The sequence below is a fragment of the Nostoc linckia z4 genome, assembly GCF_002608075.1.
GTDB classification, from domain to species: Bacteria; Cyanobacteriota; Cyanobacteriia; order Cyanobacteriales; family Nostocaceae; genus Nostoc; species Nostoc linckia.
In genome coordinates, this window is sequence record NZ_LAHA01000003.1 from 202,805 (window position 1) to 221,692 (window position 18,888).

Annotated in this window: 14 protein-coding genes; all 14 read left to right on the forward strand. The window is 39.6% G+C overall.

Annotation, left to right across the window (positions count from 1 at the left end):
* Window positions 1-610 precede the first annotated feature (610 nt).
* The 14 genes from hpsA to ftsY all read left to right on the forward strand — a co-directional run bounded on the left by hpsA (window position 611) and on the right by ftsY (window position 18,443).
* Entirely contained in the window at window positions 611-5,188 is a 4,578-nt protein-coding gene (hpsA, locus tag VF06_RS41930) for a hormogonium polysaccharide biosynthesis protein HpsA (RefSeq protein ID WP_099067335.1), read from the forward strand.
* Between the two features lie 30 nt (window positions 5,189-5,218).
* Window positions 5,219-5,923: a hormogonium polysaccharide secretion pseudopilin HpsB gene (gene hpsB / locus VF06_RS04625; RefSeq protein ID WP_099067336.1), complete on the forward strand. Its 705-nt coding sequence runs from the start codon at window positions 5,219-5,221 to the stop codon at window positions 5,921-5,923.
* 143 nt (window positions 5,924-6,066) lie between these two features.
* On the forward strand, window positions 6,067-7,065 hold the full coding sequence (hpsC, locus tag VF06_RS04630; protein WP_099067337.1) for a hormogonium polysaccharide secretion pseudopilin HpsC: 999 nt from the start codon (window positions 6,067-6,069) through the stop codon (window positions 7,063-7,065).
* A gap of 37 nt (window positions 7,066-7,102) precedes the next feature.
* Complete coding sequence (locus VF06_RS04635) at window positions 7,103-7,804, forward strand: prepilin-type N-terminal cleavage/methylation domain-containing protein (RefSeq protein ID WP_099067338.1); 702 nt, start codon at window positions 7,103-7,105, stop codon at window positions 7,802-7,804.
* A 310-nt stretch (window positions 7,805-8,114) separates the two neighbouring features.
* Window positions 8,115-9,083 (forward strand): hormogonium polysaccharide biosynthesis glycosyltransferase HpsE, encoded by a 969-nt coding sequence (gene hpsE, locus VF06_RS04640; RefSeq protein WP_099067339.1) that lies wholly within the window; start codon window positions 8,115-8,117, stop codon window positions 9,081-9,083.
* Window positions 9,047-10,087, forward strand: a complete 1,041-nt coding sequence (gene hpsE / locus VF06_RS04645) for a hormogonium polysaccharide biosynthesis glycosyltransferase HpsE (RefSeq protein WP_306474298.1) — start codon at window positions 9,047-9,049, stop codon at window positions 10,085-10,087. Before hpsE (VF06_RS04640) ends, hpsE (VF06_RS04645) begins: the two co-directional genes overlap by 37 nt.
* Before the next feature lies 1 nt (window position 10,088).
* On the forward strand, window positions 10,089-11,159 hold the full coding sequence (locus VF06_RS04650) for a glycosyltransferase (protein ID WP_099067341.1): 1,071 nt from the start codon (window positions 10,089-10,091) through the stop codon (window positions 11,157-11,159).
* Between the two features lie 105 nt (window positions 11,160-11,264).
* The gene (locus VF06_RS04655; protein WP_180267248.1) at window positions 11,265-11,825 is read left to right on the forward strand and encodes a pilus assembly FimT family protein; all 561 of its coding nucleotides are present in this window, start codon (window positions 11,265-11,267) and stop codon (window positions 11,823-11,825) included.
* Window positions 11,803-12,483 (forward strand): TIGR04282 family arsenosugar biosynthesis glycosyltransferase, encoded by a 681-nt coding sequence (locus VF06_RS04660; protein WP_099067342.1) that lies wholly within the window; start codon window positions 11,803-11,805, stop codon window positions 12,481-12,483. The genes VF06_RS04655 and VF06_RS04660 overlap by 23 nt, the downstream gene beginning before the upstream one ends.
* A gap of 367 nt (window positions 12,484-12,850) precedes the next feature.
* Entirely contained in the window at window positions 12,851-13,693 is an 843-nt protein-coding gene (gene hpsJ-B, locus VF06_RS04665) for a hormogonium polysaccharide biosynthesis protein HpsJ (RefSeq protein WP_099067343.1), read from the forward strand.
* A 131-nt stretch (window positions 13,694-13,824) separates the two neighbouring features.
* A complete protein-coding gene (locus VF06_RS04670) occupies window positions 13,825-14,733 on the forward strand; it encodes a glycosyltransferase family 2 protein (RefSeq protein WP_099067344.1) in 909 nt (302 codons plus the stop codon).
* Between the two features lie 413 nt (window positions 14,734-15,146).
* On the forward strand, window positions 15,147-15,860 hold the full coding sequence (locus VF06_RS04675) for a DUF502 domain-containing protein (protein WP_099067345.1): 714 nt from the start codon (window positions 15,147-15,149) through the stop codon (window positions 15,858-15,860).
* Between the two features lie 122 nt (window positions 15,861-15,982).
* On the forward strand, window positions 15,983-16,624 hold the full coding sequence (nusB, locus tag VF06_RS04680; protein ID WP_099067346.1) for a transcription antitermination factor NusB: 642 nt from the start codon (window positions 15,983-15,985) through the stop codon (window positions 16,622-16,624).
* Window positions 16,625-16,802: 178 nt separating this feature from the next.
* Window positions 16,803-18,443 carry a signal recognition particle-docking protein FtsY gene (ftsY, locus tag VF06_RS04685; RefSeq protein WP_099067347.1) on the forward strand — a complete coding sequence of 547 codons (1,641 nt, stop codon included), beginning with the start codon at window positions 16,803-16,805 and terminating at the stop codon, window positions 18,441-18,443.
* The last annotated feature ends 445 nt before the right edge of the window (window positions 18,444-18,888 follow it).

An 18,888-nucleotide genomic window follows, 5' to 3' on the forward strand; every position in this document is an offset into this window, starting at 1 on the left:
ACCCCATAGCGGTTGTCACTTGCACCTATAAATTAATACGCTTGTATTAAGAAAGTTTGTTTGTGGAAGTAAAGGAATAGGGAACACGGGGAAGAAAAAACAGGCTTATCTAAACCGTATTGAGGTATAAATCTTTCGTAGGGTAGTACAGCTAGGCTGTGCTACCCTACTCGCTATTGGTAATTAATAATCCTAAATCACAAAATTCATAATTGCTCCAGGAAACTATAAATCTGGACGGAACTGATATCTTTCTTTAATAAGTGGGTATTATAAGCTTGTTTTTCTAACATCATCTTTATAAATTGACCTACCAATAAAGTACATTTCCGCAAATTTACCGTCCAATTCTGTTCTTATTATTCATCAGAATCAATGGGAATAGTTTTGAAAAAATCAGTATTTACCGGATCAAATCAAAAATTCATGAATGATATAACTTTAATAAATTGTCTTTTGTGTGTAGTCTTTGATTTTAAAATTTGTCAAACAAAATGTACTAGTGGCATAAACATACTCTCATCCTTTGCCTGAGAAAAAAAATTCAGGTCTAATTAAAAATTTCGTAAAAATTAAAAATCTGGTAAAACCACTTGACAGGAAAGCAGCTATGTCTGAAAAAAATAAGCTAGTCAAGGTAATTCAAAGAACCTTCAAACTCATTGGCAATAAATTTTTATCTGCCATTAACAAGCGAATTGTTTGGCTCTTACGGACTATCTTTCTCACGAGAAGAAAACGCATTTCACCGAATGCTGGCTTTGTGCTACCAACAGTGGCAATGGTAACTTTGGTAGTTGTATTGTTAACAACTGCAATTTTGTTTCGCTCATTTGAGCGTTCTAAAAACGCTAGTAACGTCAGGGTAAATCAAGCTGTTTTGAATGCTGCTACCCCAGCGATCGACCGTGCCAGAGCTAAATTAGACAAACTATTTGACGATCGCCGATTACCACGAGCCACACCTTCAGATACAGCTTTGGAGAGTACTTTAAAAAATTATTTGACAGAATACACTTTTGGTGATGAAACTCAATTAAATCTGAATTATACCGGTCAAACAGCACTACCAAGTGCGTGGATGTTCCCCATCGATACAGATAACAATGGCAAATTTGACACCTATACTCTTTATGGAATTTATTTCCGAAATCCGCCTATAACTAGCGGCACATATAATCGTGCGAGAAATCCTCTAGAGGCCAGAACTCCACCCATGACCTCTGGTAGTGTGAGCAACGGTTGTGAAGATACTCTAGGAACGAGTGCTACTTTAGTGGGGAGTACTGGCTGGTTTAATATTGCTGGTAAGCTCAAGAAAAGCTTTTTTGTTTATACCGCTAATGTTCCCATCACTAACCCACCTACGACTGACTACGAACCTTTTAAAGGGAATAAAGGCTTTTCAGGTTTAGAGTATCAACAAGACCGCGTACAACTACCGCTAGTTAACAATGCAGTGGTTTATGAGGATGATATAGAACTTACTCCCGGCCCTATATTTAATCTCAACGGACGGATATTAACTAATAGTAACTTCCTCACTGGTAGTAATGGTAATGGAGTCACATTGTATCAGGTCAGTAGTAAAAATTCCTGCTTCTATGATGATGAGAACGCCAAAATTGTTGTTGGTGGCAATTTAGGTGCAGGTCTTTTCACCAGTGATACTGATGATGCAAACGTAAGTACTTTAGTGCATTTATTTCAAGGCAAAGGAGCTAATCCAAATACTTCTTATGGGGTTAGAGATAACAAATCAGTAAATGGAACAGCCAATAAGCTTGCGTATAATAGTTTAGCTTATGTACAGCGAATTAATCTTTTAGTGCAGGCACAGGCTACTAACTCTGCATCTACTGACCCACAAGAAGTCAAAGATGGCATCGCACAGCAACTAAAAGTATTAAAGTTAGATACATCCACTGCCTCCACAGAGCTACAAGCTAGTATCCGTAATAACCAGCTAGCACTTTATTTTAAAAAACGTACACGGCGTGTACCCTATGCTGAGATTGGTTTTGGTGGAAATGCATTAGGGACTTATACTAGCACTACAGTACTAGGAGGAACTAGTGGTGATTCACTACGTCCACCAGACACTTGGGTTTATCCCTTCGATCCCAGTGATGGTAAAACTAGAACTAATTATGCGAATTTAACGCTCAAGCCTAATACTTCTGATAGTACTAAACTGTTACCTAGTGCTACAGAGCCAACTAAGCAACAACAACTAGGTAAAGAACAGTATATTGGCGATCGCATTTTGCTTGGTAATAACCTACCTGCATTGTGGTGGAACGGGACGAGATTTATTGGTTCGGATAGTACAGATACCCAAGATATTAAAGATATTAACTGGGATGATGGCACTGGAACTCGCAATCGCCGTAGTCGCGTACAGCAACTAGCTGATTTAGGAACTGTTGACCGAGATGGTGACTGGGAATCGGCAGCTGCTACAGTACCAACTACACCCCAAGATCCTGTAGGTGGTTTAAGGGTAGTAACTGGTGCAGGGATTTATTTACCTAGTAATTTGATTGTTAGTAGCTCCCAAGCACAGTTCACCGGAGCTGTAACCAAAATCTGGTCAGATATGATGCCAGTACCTTCGGAATCAGCTACTGTTGGAACAAGCGTTGATGCTAGAGATATAGCAGGCGGTTTTGACTACTCAACAATCCAAGTATCAACTCAACCATATTTACGGATGCGGGCCACAGCAGTTTATCACTACCAAAAAAGTGGCTACGACTCAAAAACCCCTACACCAATTGCTTGTATAAGTAGTTACTATGACCCTACTAATAGCACTACAGCTAAGAACCTCAATAGTCTTCCCTCTGCGACAGGTTTTATCTATGACAAAGCCACAGATGGTAGATCCCACAATGGTATTGTTTACGCAGCTCCAACAAAGACTGTTTCTGACTATCAGTATTTACTAGACTACCAAGCTAGTTTAAAGTATCCCAATGGGCGGTTGGTGAATGAATTACTGAGCAACGCTCTGCCAAAAACAGCTTCCTCTCGGACAATTTCAGAGCAGTCTGCCATTGATGCTGCCATTTGTGCCGCCCAAATATTAGACGGTACTATCGGCAACCCAGATAATACCGTTATCCCTCATGGTGCAATTTACGAAACTGCCTTTTTAGATGCAAGGCAGATTAAAGCAATTCATAGAGACGTATCAACCGCTGGTGTAGAAACATTTACCAACGCCGATGGTGTCAATGGAGATGGTACTGGAACTGTAGCAAACCCATCTACAGATTACGAACTTGCTAAAGAAAACCGCCAACCCCTAGAAATTCGTGCCACTGTATTAGACATTAGTAAGTTACGGACAACAACTTATGGTACAGCAACACCACAAGAATATTTAATTCCTAATAGCGGTATTATTTACGCTACGCGGGATGATGCACTTTTAGATTTGAGTGCTGCTGCTGGGATTACAGCATCGGACACAGATACACAAAAACAGAACAAAAAAGATACTCAAAAATTAAATAGCCCTGTAGACTTTAGACTTGACCCAACTCGCCGTCCTAACGCCATTGCGTTGATCAATGGCAACCCAATTTGGCGTACAAGTGATTACAGAGATGGAGAAAAAGGTTTGATTCTAGCTTCTAATTTACCCGTGTATATTAGAGGTGACTTTAATATACATAGCCAAGAAGAGTTTACAACAGCTCTAGCTAGTGATTGGAGCAATTTTTACTCTCGCACTGCATCAACCCGTAATACTCAGTTTGCTTGTCGTAAAGAAGACACCAGGCTACCAAACAAGTGTCGGCCAGATGGAGATCAATGGCGACCTGCCAGTGTGTTGTCAGATGCTATTACGCTTCTTTCTAATAACTTTAACGGGGGTTACCGCAGTGATGGAGACTATGATCTAAATAATAACCTGGGGGATAACCCTTCAATTACTGCATTTCGGAACAATGGGTTTGCTACCAACAACGCCAATGTTATCAATGCTGCTTGGTATGGTAGTGATGGCTTGCCCCTTAGCAGTAAAAGTAGTTCTTACCTCAATAACTTTGTTACACCCATCCAGCGAAGGATAAATGATACAAGTAATTTAAAACCAGAATATTTAATGGAAGTTTGTCCGAAACTACCTGTTTCAGCTTGCGATCCGGGTACTGATTGGTGGGTAACACTACCTGGCGACCTTGCTGCATATCCAGCAGGTCTCAGAGCCTCGGATGTTACTGGTACTCCTGGACAAACTTTTTCTCTAGCTACACATTTAGCAGGTACAACAGCAAAATTACCAACTAATTCTAAATATCTGAGCTATCCTCGGCGTGTTGCCTTTCTCCGTAGTACAGATGTTAGTACATTGGGACAACTCACGCTTAGTAGCAATCAACCAACGATTATAGGTATCAAGAGCGGGCAAATCACTTCATTTCTACTGAGTAGTTTTAGTGCTAGCAATAGACCAGATTTGACAGCTAATGCTCTATGGTTCAAATCAAACAGCAGTGATGTCAATAATCCCCCAATATTTTCACCAACAACATTTACTGCTAATACAACAATCCAACCAATTTTATCGCCAGTGTTACAAATTAATGTGGCTTTCAGCACTAACGATCAAGCAGCATCACCATCAGGACAGAGTAACCTAATGGGCCCTGGCAATACACAGAATACTTATTGGATGCAGTGGGCAACACCTACCACCTTTAACCTAGCCGCAGCAGGAGGAGATACACCAGCCCGCCCTACAGAAGATAATGGTGGTTTACATAATTTTGTTCGGTTCTTAGAGAATTGGAACCCAACTGGAGACGTAAATGCTGCTATTGCGGCTAAGATTAATGGCTCCTTTATTCAAAGATCTCGTAGTGCCTATGCAACTGCACCATTTGTAGCATACTTAAATGGCTCATCTTTGGCAGCATATCCGCTCACTAATTCTGGTGGTCAAATACCTTTTTATCTAGCTCCTAAAAGGCAGTGGGGTTACGATGTTGGCTTGCTGTCGCAATCACCAGATGCATTTTCTCAAAAGTTAGCGATAACACCAGATGACAAACCCAATGAATACTTCCGTGAAGTTGGCCGAGATGATGCATGGGTGCAAACGTTGTTGTGTGCCAAAAAAGCTTCAGATAGTAATTATCTTCTCGATGCCGAGCAGCGTCGTGGCTGTAGTTAATCTTCAATTTCTAGAAACTGGTGAATAACTATGATTAAGCGCAAACAACAGCAAGTAAGTCACCCATCTGATGAGGCTGGTTTTACGATCATTGAGTCGCTGGTAGCAATACTATTAATTACTATTTTGCTGGCAGCGATCGCACCTACCATCATAATTGCAACAGCAACTCGCGTTCAATCAAAACGGGTCGAACTAGCCACGCAAGCTGCCAGAACTTTCATTGATGGTGTGAAAACAGGAGCAGTGACAACTCCTGCTACTACTATTGAACAGAATGGAACATTAGGTGGCAATTTACTTAACACTGCAAATATGCAAGCTCCTGTAACATCAACATCGCAATATTTATATTGCGTGACAAAAGACACAAACAACAACTTAGCTGTTCTAAAAGATCCAGATTGTACAAGCAACCCAGACAAAATATTTTACATCCAGGCTGCAAAAATTATAGTAAGAGGAAGCACCCCAGCTGATAGCACAGGTATACCAAAAGATGGTTACCGTCTAGGAATTCGCGTTTATCGGTCAGATATTGATTTCACTAATGCCAAAGCTAGCAATGGTACTGACAAGAAAACACAAAACACTTTCACTGGAACTTTAGGCGATCGTCAATCGCCATTAGTAGAAATGACAACCGAAATTGGCTCTAGAAATACTTCTTTCAATGCTCTGTGTCAACGTCTTGCTATTACTAGCAGCACTACTAGTAACACCACTTGTAATTAATTTCTATGCAGCGATATTAAAAGATAAGACTTTTAATAAGGTAGTCATTTAACAACTGTAATGGTTAACATTGTGAATTCATCGTCTAAGCGTACACCATTATTTTATAGGTGTGTTCTATCACTAAGGAGCAGACCATAGTTATGAAGAATTTATTCAGATTTCTTCTTAGCATTCAGCTGAAACACTCTAAGTTTATTCGACAAGTTAATGGTTTTACCCTGATAGAACTTTTGGTGGCTTTGTTGCTAGCATTCTTAGTGCTGACACCACTGCTAGGATTCATGATTAATATTCTCAGTACAGATCAGAAGGAGCAAGCAAAGGCAAATTCTGAACAAGAAATCCAGATGGCAGCTGATTACATTGCCAATGATTTACAACAAGCTGTTTACATATATAATGCAACTGCATTAACTACCAATTCAAACACTACCCCAACAAACTCAGGAATTAAAGACCAAATACCTCCTATTAAAAAAGCTGGTGTTTGTGATTCTTCTGCTACAGGTGTTACTTGCGAACCAATTTTGGTTTTTTGGAAACGTAAGTTTATTCAAAATGCTATTACACCTTCTAGCACGGTAACAAGCAAAGATGACACTTTTGTTTACTCACTAGTTTCCTATTATTTAATCAAAGATAATAGCACCACTTGGTCAAAAGCAGCTCGAATTGCACGATTTGAAATTAGTGATGGAGTTCTCGTTGCTGGTGGTGTCAGTTGTGGTACTGATTATCCAAATGATAAATATGTTGATACTAACCATTGCCCCGATGCTGGTTTTCAGCGTTTTAACCTGAATCTACCAGGTGCCGCAGGTATAACTCAACAAATGAATTCATGGAAAACAGTTTCGTCAGCTTACACTCAACAACCTGTGGTACTAATCGATTTTATCGATCAAACCTCTATTGGCTCGACAAGTCTTACTTGCCCTTCTGGAACGCTTAGGAAAGGTAGTTTTATGGGCTTTTATGCTTGTATTGATGTTGCTAATACAGCAGCACAGGTATTTTTACGAGGCAATGCACTAGCTCGGTTGCAAAATAGTAATTTTGATTACTCTTCAAATAACAAAACTTATTTTCCCACAGCAAGCGTCCGCGTCCAAGGACGGGGATATTTATTTACAAGATGAACTTAACAATACACACCACAATAAATGGTGGGGGATTATGGACAACCTAACTTTAAAGTTATTGCACACTAGGATCTGTAATCAAGACGCCAAGGAGCGATTTCATCCTCAATCTGATGCTGGTTTTACTTTAATAGAAGTACTTGTAGTGGTGTTAATTATTGCAGTTTTAGCAGCGATCGCTGCTCCTGGTTGGCTTGCCTTTGTAAATCGACAGCGAGTAAATAAAGCTAATGATGCTGTTTTAGCTGCACTACAGGAAGCACAACGAGAAGCCCAAAAGAAAAAACTTAGTTACAGTGTCAGTTTTCGGAAAGTTGACACAACCCAAAATGTAGAGGTTGCCATTTATCCTACTAAAAAGAGTGATGGTAGTAATTTTACTGATGCTGAAATCTCTACATGGAAACCTTTGGGAACGGATGTAGGAGTCGATTCTGAGAAATTACTTCTGGGCGGAAATCTGAGTGGAGAAAACACAGCTAAACTTACTGAAAATTCTCCTGTAGATTACCCTTTAAACACATTATATAAAATTACCTTTAACTATATGGGAACTCTACCAAATGCAAACTTTGGCACAATCCCAACAGGTTCAACAGAGCCACCTGGATTAAAAATTGTGGTAGCTATACCAAGTGCTGCAAATTCTACATCTGCTAGTAGCGTCAAGCGATGCGTGATTGTCCAAACTTTGTTAGGCTCAATGATTACAGGAAAAGACTCCAAATGTAATTAAGTAATTTTCATAGCAAAAATTTATAAAAATACGAAATAATACTGAACATAAAACTGCACATTGATAGCAAAATTGAAGCATCAGGTGTAGTTTTTTATTCTATCGATTTGATTTGTTGATTACTGCGTTACAGATTGGAGATTCGCAGAATAAGTAATTAATTAGGCATAAATAAATTAAAGTTTGTAGTCATGACTTTAGTCACGATAATCCTGAATCAGCTATTAAGCGCTGACTACCAATGAGGATTTTATTTAATGTTTAGCCATATCTACCTATCTATCAAAATCTCAAAATATACTTTCACATCATGACTGATTGCTTAGATTTTACTGTAGCTATCCCAACTTACAACGGTGAAAGTCGTTTGCCTGAACTACTAGAGCGGCTAAAAAATCAACTTCATACGGAAAATTTATCTTGGGAAATTATAGTTGTAGACAATAACAGCACTGATAACACGGCTAAAATTGTTCAAGCTTATCAAAAAAATTGGCAATGTCCTTACCCCTTAAAGTACTGCTTTGAAGTAAAGCAAGGTGCGGCTTATGCACGCAAAAAAGCAGTAGCAGAAGCTAAAGGTAAATTGATAGGTTTTCTAGATGATGATAATTACCCAATATCAAATTGGGTAGCCGCAGCTTATAGTTTTGCCCAAAAATATCCCAAAGTAGGGGCTTATGGTAGCCAAATTCATCCTGATTGGGAAGTACAACCACCACAAAATTTTCAGAGAATCGCTCCATTTTTAGCAATTACGGAACGAGGTAATTTACCTTTATTATATGAAGCTAAAAATAAATTATTACCTCCTTCCGCTGGACTCGTTGTCCGTAAACAAGCTTGGCTAGAAAGCTTACCAGATAAGTGCATTTTAACTGGCAGAGTTAAAGGTAATATGCTTACCAGCGAAGATTTAGAAATGTTGTCTTATATTCAAAAAGCAGGATGGGAAATTTGGTATAACCCAGAAATGGAAATTTCTCACAAAATACCAAATTCTCGATTACAAAAAGATTATTTAATTCCATTTTTTCGCGGAATTGGACTCAGTCGTTATGTAACTAGAATGGTAAATATACAACCTTACTATAGACCGATCGCTTTTTTAGCATACATGATTAATGACCTACGTAAAATAACTTTACATTTGCTTAAATATCGGACTCAGTTAAAAGATGATTTAGTAGCTGCTTGCGAAATGCAACTTTTTTTAAGTAGTTTAATAAGTCCTTTTTATCTTTGGAAGAATGGTTATTTGAAAGACAAATTATCATAACATTAATAATCATGCCTGAATCAGCGAATGAAAAATTAGATATTACTGTAGCTATTCCTACATATAACGGAGCAAGCCGTTTACCTAAGATTTTGGATAAGCTATTAACCCAAACAGATGTACAAAATCTTAAATGGGAAGTTCTTATTATCGATAATAATAGTTCTGACAATACATCTGAAATCATCCAAAATTATCAACAACTATATGATGGAAATTGCCATTTAAGATATGTCTTTGAAAAAGAACAAGGAGCGGCTTTTGCACGATTGCGAGCAGGAAAGGAAGCTAGAGGCGAGCTAATTGCATTTTTAGATGATGATAACTTACCTGCACCTGATTGGTTAGCCCAAGGATATGCTTTTGGATTAGAGTATCCTCAAGCTGGTGTTTGGAGTGGACAAATTCATGGTGATTTTCAAGTAAAACCGCCAGAGAACTTTGAAAAAATTCAAGGGTTTCTTGCTATCAGAGAACATGGTTCAAAACCATATTTATTTGATGTAGATAATTTAAGGCTTCCCCCTGGTGCAGCACTTATTATTCGCAAAAAAGCGTGGCGTGAAAACGTACCAGAACGGCCTATTTTAAGCGGTAAGTTACCTGGGACTTTAGTGCAAGGTGAAGATTATGAACCATTACTTTATATACACAATGCCGGCTGGCAAATTTGGTATAATCCAACCATGCATACTTACCACCAAATACCAAGCTGGCGATTTGAAAAAGATTATCTAATAAATCTTGCACGTGGTTGTGGTTTATGTATTTTTCAACTCAGGTTAATAAATGCTAAAAATTGGCAAAAGCCAATAGTATTTGTCAAAACTGTTTTAGGAAATTTACGGCGAGTATTACAGTCTCTTGTTCAATATAAAGGACAATTAAAACACAATCTAATTGCAGTTGTTGAAATGGAATTTTATTTGGCTAGTATGATAAGTCCTTTTTATTACTTGAAATGTAATTTAAGGAAACTATTCAAAAACAAGGCAGCCATATAAAATGATTAATTGTAGCCAAAGCCAAAACTTACCAAAAATTTCTGTAATTATACCTGCTTACAATAGTGAAAATACTATTATTCATACAATTAATTCTGTTTTAAATCAAACTTTTACTGATTTAGAATTAATTGTAATTAATGATGGTTCGCAAGATTCTACTCTGGATATTGTTAAGCAAATTCAAGACCCACGAATCAAAGTATTTTCTTATTCTAATGCAGGTGGAAATGTCAGTCGTAACAGAGGACTAAAACTTGCAGTTGGAGAATTTGTTAGTTTCCTAGATGCTGACGATCTTTGGACACCTAATAAACTTGAATCTCAATTAAAAGCTCTGGAAAAAAATTTGAGTGCTAAAGTTGCTTATAGTTGGACTGATTACATTGATATCAATGGTGATTATGTCCTTTCAGGTAAACGCATAAATATCAATGGAGATGTTTACGAAAATTTATTAGTTAGTAACTTTCTAGAGAATGGCTCTAATCCTTTAATTTATAGAACAGCTTTAAATTCATTAGGTGGCTTTGATGAATCTCTAGCTGCGGCTCAGGATTGGGATATGTGGCTGCGATTAGCATCTAAATTTGATTTCGTCTGTGTGCCATCTGTGCAAATATTATACCGAATTAGTGCTAATTCAGTTTCTTCAAATCTTGTCAGACAAGAAAAAGCTTGCTTGCAGTTACTTGAAAGAGCATATCAAGAAAGACCATCAACATTCAAGCAAAATTGGAGCATAAGCATTGCAAATCTATATAAATATCTTACTTGTAAAGCTTTGCAAAAGCCATTAAACCGCAAAAAAGGTATAACCGCAGCTAAATTTTTGTGGAGATATTTTATTCATGATTCTTCAAGATTTCAAAATATAAATTTTAGCTCGAAATTATTATTGAAAATTCTCATAATTATCATACTGCCTACCTTCTTTCACAGTATTACTAGCCAGCGTCAACTCAAAAGCGAAAAAACTGAAATATTACTCAATAACTGGGTGGTTCAGGACTTACGCAGCGATCCGAAAAATCAAAAGTTTGGGAAAGGCTGTAAGGGTATAGAGGTGTAAGTTTTCAAAATGCTTAGATCTATACCCTTAAACGTTTACATCCAGTCTCAAAAAATAACCAAGCCTGCATAATTCTTGTACTTGAAAAAAGACCAGAAACTAACAATGAATACCCAGGTGTATTTACCGTTTCTAGTTAATACAAAGAATGTTTTGAATAATCGCTATAGTAGTGGTTTTACTGTCCTTGAAACTTTAGTAATTGTTGTACTGATTGGTTTATTAGCCGCACTAGGAATACCGAACTGGATAACTTTTGTGGCTACTCGCCAACTTAATACTGCTCAAAGCGAAGTTTACTATGCGATGCGGCAAGCTCAAACACAAGCAACCAAAGAAAAATCGACTTGGCAAGCTAGTTTTCGCGAGCAAAACGGCATTGTTCAATGGGCTGTTCATCCTGCTACAGTAAGCCCATCTAATGCAAATTGGAATAATTTAGATGGCAATGTGCGCCTTGATTCGGAGACAAACTTTGAAGCCCTCACTACAGTACAGCAAGTTAGATTTGACTACAGAGGTAACGCTAAAGATTTAGGACGAATTACCCTATCGAGTAAGTCTGGTGGTAAAGCGAAGCGTTGTGTTATTGTTTCTACAATCATAGGAGCAATACGAACTGCAAAGGAACATACTAGAGCCGATGGGGGTAAGTATTGCTATTAATATATTCTTAGTTTCTTCAAGTAAAGTATTGCGTAGCTCAAAACAACGCTTGATTATTTTTACTCGCTACCCTGAACCAGGTAAGACGAAAACCCGGCTGATACCTGTTTTGGGATCTGTTGGCGCTGCTAATCTTCAACGCCGAATGACTGAACACACAATATTGCAGGTTAAACAATTGCAAAAAGCCATTGACATATCTGTAGAAATATGGTTTTCCGATGGCGATTTACAACTGATGCAAAAATGGTTGGGGTCGGATTTAGTTTACCAGCCTCAAGGGGAAGGAGATCTAGGTTTGCGGATGGCGCGATCGCTCCTCCAAGCTTTTCAATCTGGTGCAGAAAAAGCAATTATCATCGGTACAGATTGCCCTGGACTAAATGCTGAAATTTTAGCAACAGCCTTTGATAAGTTACGCACCTTTGACCTCGTACTTGGCCCAGCATTGGACGGTGGATATTACTTAATTGGTTTGCGGCAACTCATTCCCGAATTATTCGCTAATATCGAGTGGGGAACTGCTAACGTATTCCAGAAAACTGTGGAGATTGCCCAGAAAGTTAATTTATCATATGTGAATTTGGTGTCTTTGGCTGACGTTGACCGACCAGAGGATCTATGTATTTGGCAACAATCCTTTGTGACAGAAGGATAAAGTAACAAGAAAGTACGGCGACGCGGTGAAGAAGTTAAAGCTTTGGGCATTACTTCCTTCAAGTCGCCATAGCTACCTAAATTTGTGCCTCTTTTCCCTTAAGTCTCTAGAAATCTAACTTTAACGAGAAATCGAGAATCTGAATCTACAGCCCCGCATAAACTTCGTATCTTCAAACACTAGGAATTTTCTGAAGACACCGGGCATAACAAATGTTACTGTGGCCTAGTTGAAAACCAAGAGGCCAGAAAGTTCACAATTCTTGAATCTGATTTGTGTTTCTATAGAACAGTTACGGTCATGGGCACAATATTCGAGTAACTTGAAATATGAAAATCATTCGTATTGACTGCAAGTTTGAAAAACTATGGTTAACCGTTTTACTTCCGTGAGTACTGCCCTCACTGTTAAGGTAGTTGGAATAATCTGCATTTTGTCGTTTTTTGTTGACTTTTTGATTCTCTTGTTGCCTTTTCAACCGACCGATCGCGGATGGCAAATAAATTTGGCAACAGCACTAGTGGATCGGGGAATTGTTCCTTTGGTGGGTTTGGGGCTTTTGTTCGCTGGCTATTGGATTGATAGCGCTGAAGCAGGAAGCGATCGCACCCAAGGTGTTGACTTAAGATTTCCGGCTCTAATTCTCTCAAGTATTTTAGGCTTGATGTTCTTACTGATTTTTCCTCTGCATCTTAATAATGTGAATCAAGCCAAAAATCAAACAGTGAACCGAATTATCGAAGAAGCAGATCAAGCAGAAAATCAACTTAACAATCGCTTATCGCAATTGCAAGCACAACTAAATACCGAACAAGGAAAAACCCAGCTAGAACAACTGCGAACTCAGACCAAAGCTCAGTTTACAGAATTACTCAAAGACGACCAAAGATACAAGCAAGCACTTGAAAGTTCCCAAGTTCCTCCAGCTATCAAGGACTTACTAAAAAAGGCTAAAACAGATCCCCAAGCACTTGACAAAGCCATCGAACAACAAACAGATATTCAGACCTTAAGAACTCAACAATTGAGCCAAATTCGCCAACGCAGGGATGAAGCTGATAAACAAGCTAGAGATAGTGCATGGAAGTCTGGATTGCGGATTGGTATTAGCAGTTTACTGTTGTCTATTGGTTACATCATCATCGGCTGGGTAGGCTTAAGAAGCAGGGGTGCTTTACAAGGTGGTAAACCCAAAGCTAGTGCGCGCTAATTTTTTCGGGAGATGGGGAGATGGGGAGATGGGGAGATGACAGTTATCTGTTGACTGTTGACTGTCCAATGCCCTATGCCCTATGCCCTATGCCCAATAAATTTTAACTTTATAAGTATAAAACCTGGGGAATGTTCTCAATTTACATACTGACATATAACGAAGAATTAGATATTGCTGCTTGTATCGAATCAGCGATGCTATCTGATGACATCATTGTTGTAGACTCATGCAGTAGCGATCGCACTGTGGAAATCGCTAATCGCTATCCCATCCGCGTTGTCCAACACGCCTTTGAAAGCCACGGACGCCAACGTACCTGGATGCTAGAGTCTATTCCCCCAAAGTATCAATGGGTTTACATTCTGGAAGCTGATGAGCGGATGACACCGGAATTGTTCGCGGAATGCCAAAAGGCAAGTCAAAGTCCAGACTACATCGGCTACTATGTCGCTGAACGCGTTATGTTCATGAATCACTGGATTCGTTACAGCACGCAGTATCCCCGTTATCAAATGCGCTTGTTTCGTCACGGTAAAGTTTGGTTCACTGACTACGGCCACACTGAACGAGAAGTTTGTGACGGTGCAACTAGCTTTTTAAAAGAAACATATCCCCACTATACTTGTAGCAAAGGCTTAACTCGCTGGATTGAAAAGCATAACCGTTATTCCACTGATGAGGCTCAAGAAACTTTATATCAATTAGAACAAGGTAAGATAAACTGGCAAGAGCTATTTTTTGGCAAATCAGAAGTCGAAAGACGCCGCGCTCTCAAAGATTTGTCTCTGCGTCTGCCTGCTAGACCTTTGTTACGCTTTATATATATGTATTTTCTTTTGGGCGGTTGCTTAGACGGAAGTGCGGGTCTTGCTTGGTGTACATTGCAAGCATTTTACGAATACTTGATTTTGCTCAAAGTTTGGGAAATGAAGTATCTACCACAACCTGACTTAAACACAAAAGCAACAGTGGCTCAGGAAAGCACACAACAGGTGCAGTGCGGGAGTTCAGAATCCACACACGCTGATGTAATTTAAAGACTAAAGTTACTAGGTTGGGCAAAGCCCTCGCCGTAGGATCGCATTTATCAGAATTCATAAGAAAATAGCCATTTATAGGGACGCACAGCTAGCTGTGCGTCCCTATACGTGCTTTCTTTAGAAGAAGTTAATATTTTTAACGCAGTTTTTTCACAAAAGCTGTTCTCGGCAATGTGTCAAGAATTGAGCAAACAAAATAATTCTTCAGCTTACCCAGTCGTGCTTTGAGAATCATGAGCAACTTTTCACTCTACGCGATAAATTAGTAATAACTTGAGAAACTTGTAACAATCATTTACAAGTTATATAAAGAAAAGTAACATCTTCTCAGAATAGCCAGTGGTTATTCAGTTAATTCATTTCTGTGTGTATTCTTGTAGGAAAATAGCTTAAAACAGGAGAATCGGCGCTTGGTAATCGATCGCCTAAAGCAGGACTTAAAAAATGACCTGATTGCTGGTTTGTTGGTAGTCATTCCTCTAGCAACTACCATCTGGCTAACAATTACCATTGCGAATTGGGTAATCAACTTTCTCACCCAAATTCCTAAACAACTGAATCCCTTTGATGGCTTACATCCCATCTTAGTAAATATACTGAATCTATTAGTAGGTCTAGCCGTACCATTGCTGAGTATTCTCGTAATTGGCTTAATGGCTAGAAATATTTTTGGGCGTTGGTTGTTAGATTTCGGTGAGCGTTTATTACAGGCAATTCCTCTAGCTGGACAGGTATATAAAACACTCAAACAGCTTTTAGAAACAATACTCAAAGACTCCAATGGCAAATTTCGGCGTGTAGTTTTAGTGGAGTATCCGCGCCGAGGAATTTGGGCCATCGCCTTTGTAACTGGTGCAATCAGCAGTGATATCCAAGCCCAAATGTCTCGTCCGATGCTGAGTGTTTTTATTCCCACCACTCCAAATCCCACTACTGGATGGTATGCAGCCGTTCCAGAGGATGAAGTGGTGAACCTTTCCATGTCCATTGAAGACGCTTTTAAAATAGTTGTGTCAGGTGGAATTGTCGCCCCCAATACGCCGTTGATTTTACCCAAAGACTCGACATTGGAAATGAAACACGACGCAACCAGACAGCAAGTGATTCACGTAGAAGAAACTTAAACTCTATCAGGCAAAGTCACAAGCAAATGCGTAATTTTGTTGTTTGACTGTGCCAAAATTGATAGACTGATAAGCTTGTCACTCCTGGTTAATCAATTCTTGCACAATCACCCTTCACTTTTATGCAACCTCGTAAACCCCAGCAAATTGCTCGTGAATTGGCACTTTTAAGCCTTAGCCAACTGCCAGTCAGCCCGAAGAAATTAGATAAATTAGAAGACGAGCAACTAGTATCAAAGTTGGTGCTAGGAGCAGTACGCACCTTGACTTCAGAAGTGCAAGATACCCTAAATAATGCCGCAGGTGAACTGCAACGCAGTAACGATCGCCTTTTGAGTAGCCAAACTCGCGCCTCTGACCTCAACACTGCTAGAACCATGCTGCAAGAGGCCATCGCATGTACCCAAACAGCGATTAATCAGTTGGGTACTGCCGTTGATTTTCCAGAATTAATTCAGCTAGCTAATCAGGATAAGGGAGTTCGCAATTACGCTAAAGAGCTTGTAATTACAGTGAACGAAAACCGACAAATTATAGATGAACTCATATCCAATGCCCTGGTAGATTGGCAAGTAACTCGCCTTGCTCAAATTGACCGGGATATCTTGCAAATCGCTGTAGCAGAAATGAAATTCTTAGGAGTTCCAGATAGTATTGCCATTAACGAAGCTGTGGAGCTAGCTAAACGGTACAGTGGAGACGAAGGTCATCGGTTTATTAACGGTGTTTTACGCCGAGTTAGCGAGCAAAAGAAAAGTGCATAGTTTTTTATACTTAATTTCTCAAGTCAGGGAGAGGAGGAGATGAGGGAGGTAGGGGAGCAGGGGAGAAAATCTTACCCTCTGCCAAGAACTGCTTCTTCCCAATGCCCAATGCCCCATTTGGTACAAGTTAAATTAAACTCATAATTCGTAACTTATAACAACAAGTAATACTGCTGCAATGGTTTTTAACTGGTTCCGCCGTCAATATAACGATCCGTCTGACTCCTCCTCTGTTGAGAAGCAGGAAGAAACTCCTGCTGTACAAGAACCCCAACCAGAGACAGCCGAAACTTCCTCAGATAGTACAACAGCAGACTTGTTAGCGTTCGCTAAAGCTGCTTACAAAAATATCCAACAAAAACAACAATCTCAGACAGTAGAAACTCCGCCTGATTCATCAACAGAAGCCGCTGAGGCTACTGAAACTACAACTTCTCAAGAAACTGTAGAAACTCAAGTTACTGAGGAACCTGCTGTCACCAGCCCAGAAGCAACACAGGTACAAGATATCCACACAACCACAGAAGAATCTACTACAGAGGAAGAAACTACAGAAGATTCTGTAGTGGCTGCAATTACTAAGGAACCGGATGTCTCCAGCTCAGAATTAACCACAAGTGAAGTACAGACAACACCCGTTGAACCACAAACTACGCCAGAGGCAACACAGCCAACAGCACCATCCTTCCTAGAACGTGCGGCGGCGGAACGGCAAGCAAAGCTGGAACAACTCATAGCCAGCGCCATTGAAGTCCCAGAACCAGAGGTAGTACAGCCAGCATCAAAAACAGAAGAGGAAATCCCCGAACTAGTATTTGATGATGGATTTGTCTGGTCAGCGGAAGTGTTAGCAGCCCAAGGTAGACGCGCACAAGACGTTTCTATTGAAGAAATTACCTGGCTCAAAAAGCTGCGGCAAGGTTTAGATAAAACTCGCCGTAACATCCTCAACCAACTAAAAGCGATCGTTGGCCAAGGGCCCCTTAACCAAGCTGCGGTATCAGAAATAGAGTCGTTGCTGCTGCAAGCTGATGTGGGAGTAGAAGCCACAGATTTGATTATCGATGCCCTACAAAAAAAATTACTCCAAGAAGTCACTCCGCCAGAAGAAGCGATCGCTTATTTGAAAAAAATTCTCCGGGATATGCTAGATGCACCAAACAAAACATCCCACAAATCTAGCTTTGCCCCAGAAAAAGAAACTTTAAACATTTGGTTAATCACTGGGGTAAATGGTGCTGGCAAAACCACCACCATTGGCAAAATTGCCCACCTGGGGCAAAAATCTGGTTATAAATGTTTGATTGGAGCAGCAGACACTTTCCGTGCTGCGGCTGTAGAACAAGTCAAAGTTTGGGGTAGCAGAAGTGGCGTTGAAGTCATTGCCAATCCCGGAAAGAATACAGATCCAGCAGCAGTTGTATTCGATGCGATCGCTGCCGCCCAAGCACGTCAAACAGAATTACTTCTCGTAGATACTGCTGGGCGACTGCAAAATAAGAAAAATTTAATGGACGAACTCAGTAAAATTCGCCGAATTATCGATAAAAAAGCCCCAAATGCAAAAGTAGAATCACTGTTGGTTCTAGATGCCACTTTAGGTCAAAATGGACTGCGGCAAGCTGAAGTTTTCTCCCAAGCTGCCCAACTAAGTGGCGTTGTCTTAACCAAGCTTGATGGCACTGCCAAAGGCGGTGTTGCCCTTGCTGTTGTGCAACAATTAGGTTTACCCATTCGCTTTATTGGTGCTGGTGAAGGTATTGAAGACCTCCGCCCCTTTTCTAGCTACGAGTTTGTTGAAGCCCTGTTAAGCGGTTAGCAATTCCTTAAGTCAAAAGTGGCAACTTGAGAGGGATGGGGGATATGGACTGTTTTAAATTCTGCAAACTTGGCTTGACAGATGAGTAGTCCGAAAAATTGAGCTTAAAAATTTGGTTGACAAAATGATACATTTAGGAGTCACTTAATCTGATATTATCGCTGGAATTAACCACAAACAAAATACCGGAAACAGTTTAAGTCCTAAAATCATCAACTCCTGTGATTAAAATGCTTCCCCACTCTCAAGCCTCTTTAAATCTAATACTCCCGAAAGTATCCAATAATCTTTTGTGAAGTAAATCTGGAAATTTAAAACATTTGGTTACTAGTCATTGGTCATTATGAAGAAATGATGAAGGACAAAACCAACACTTCCTCTAAAAACCTGAGTAATTATTCTTTGATTAAAATATTTTTACAACTAGAGAGATATGTTTTGGCAC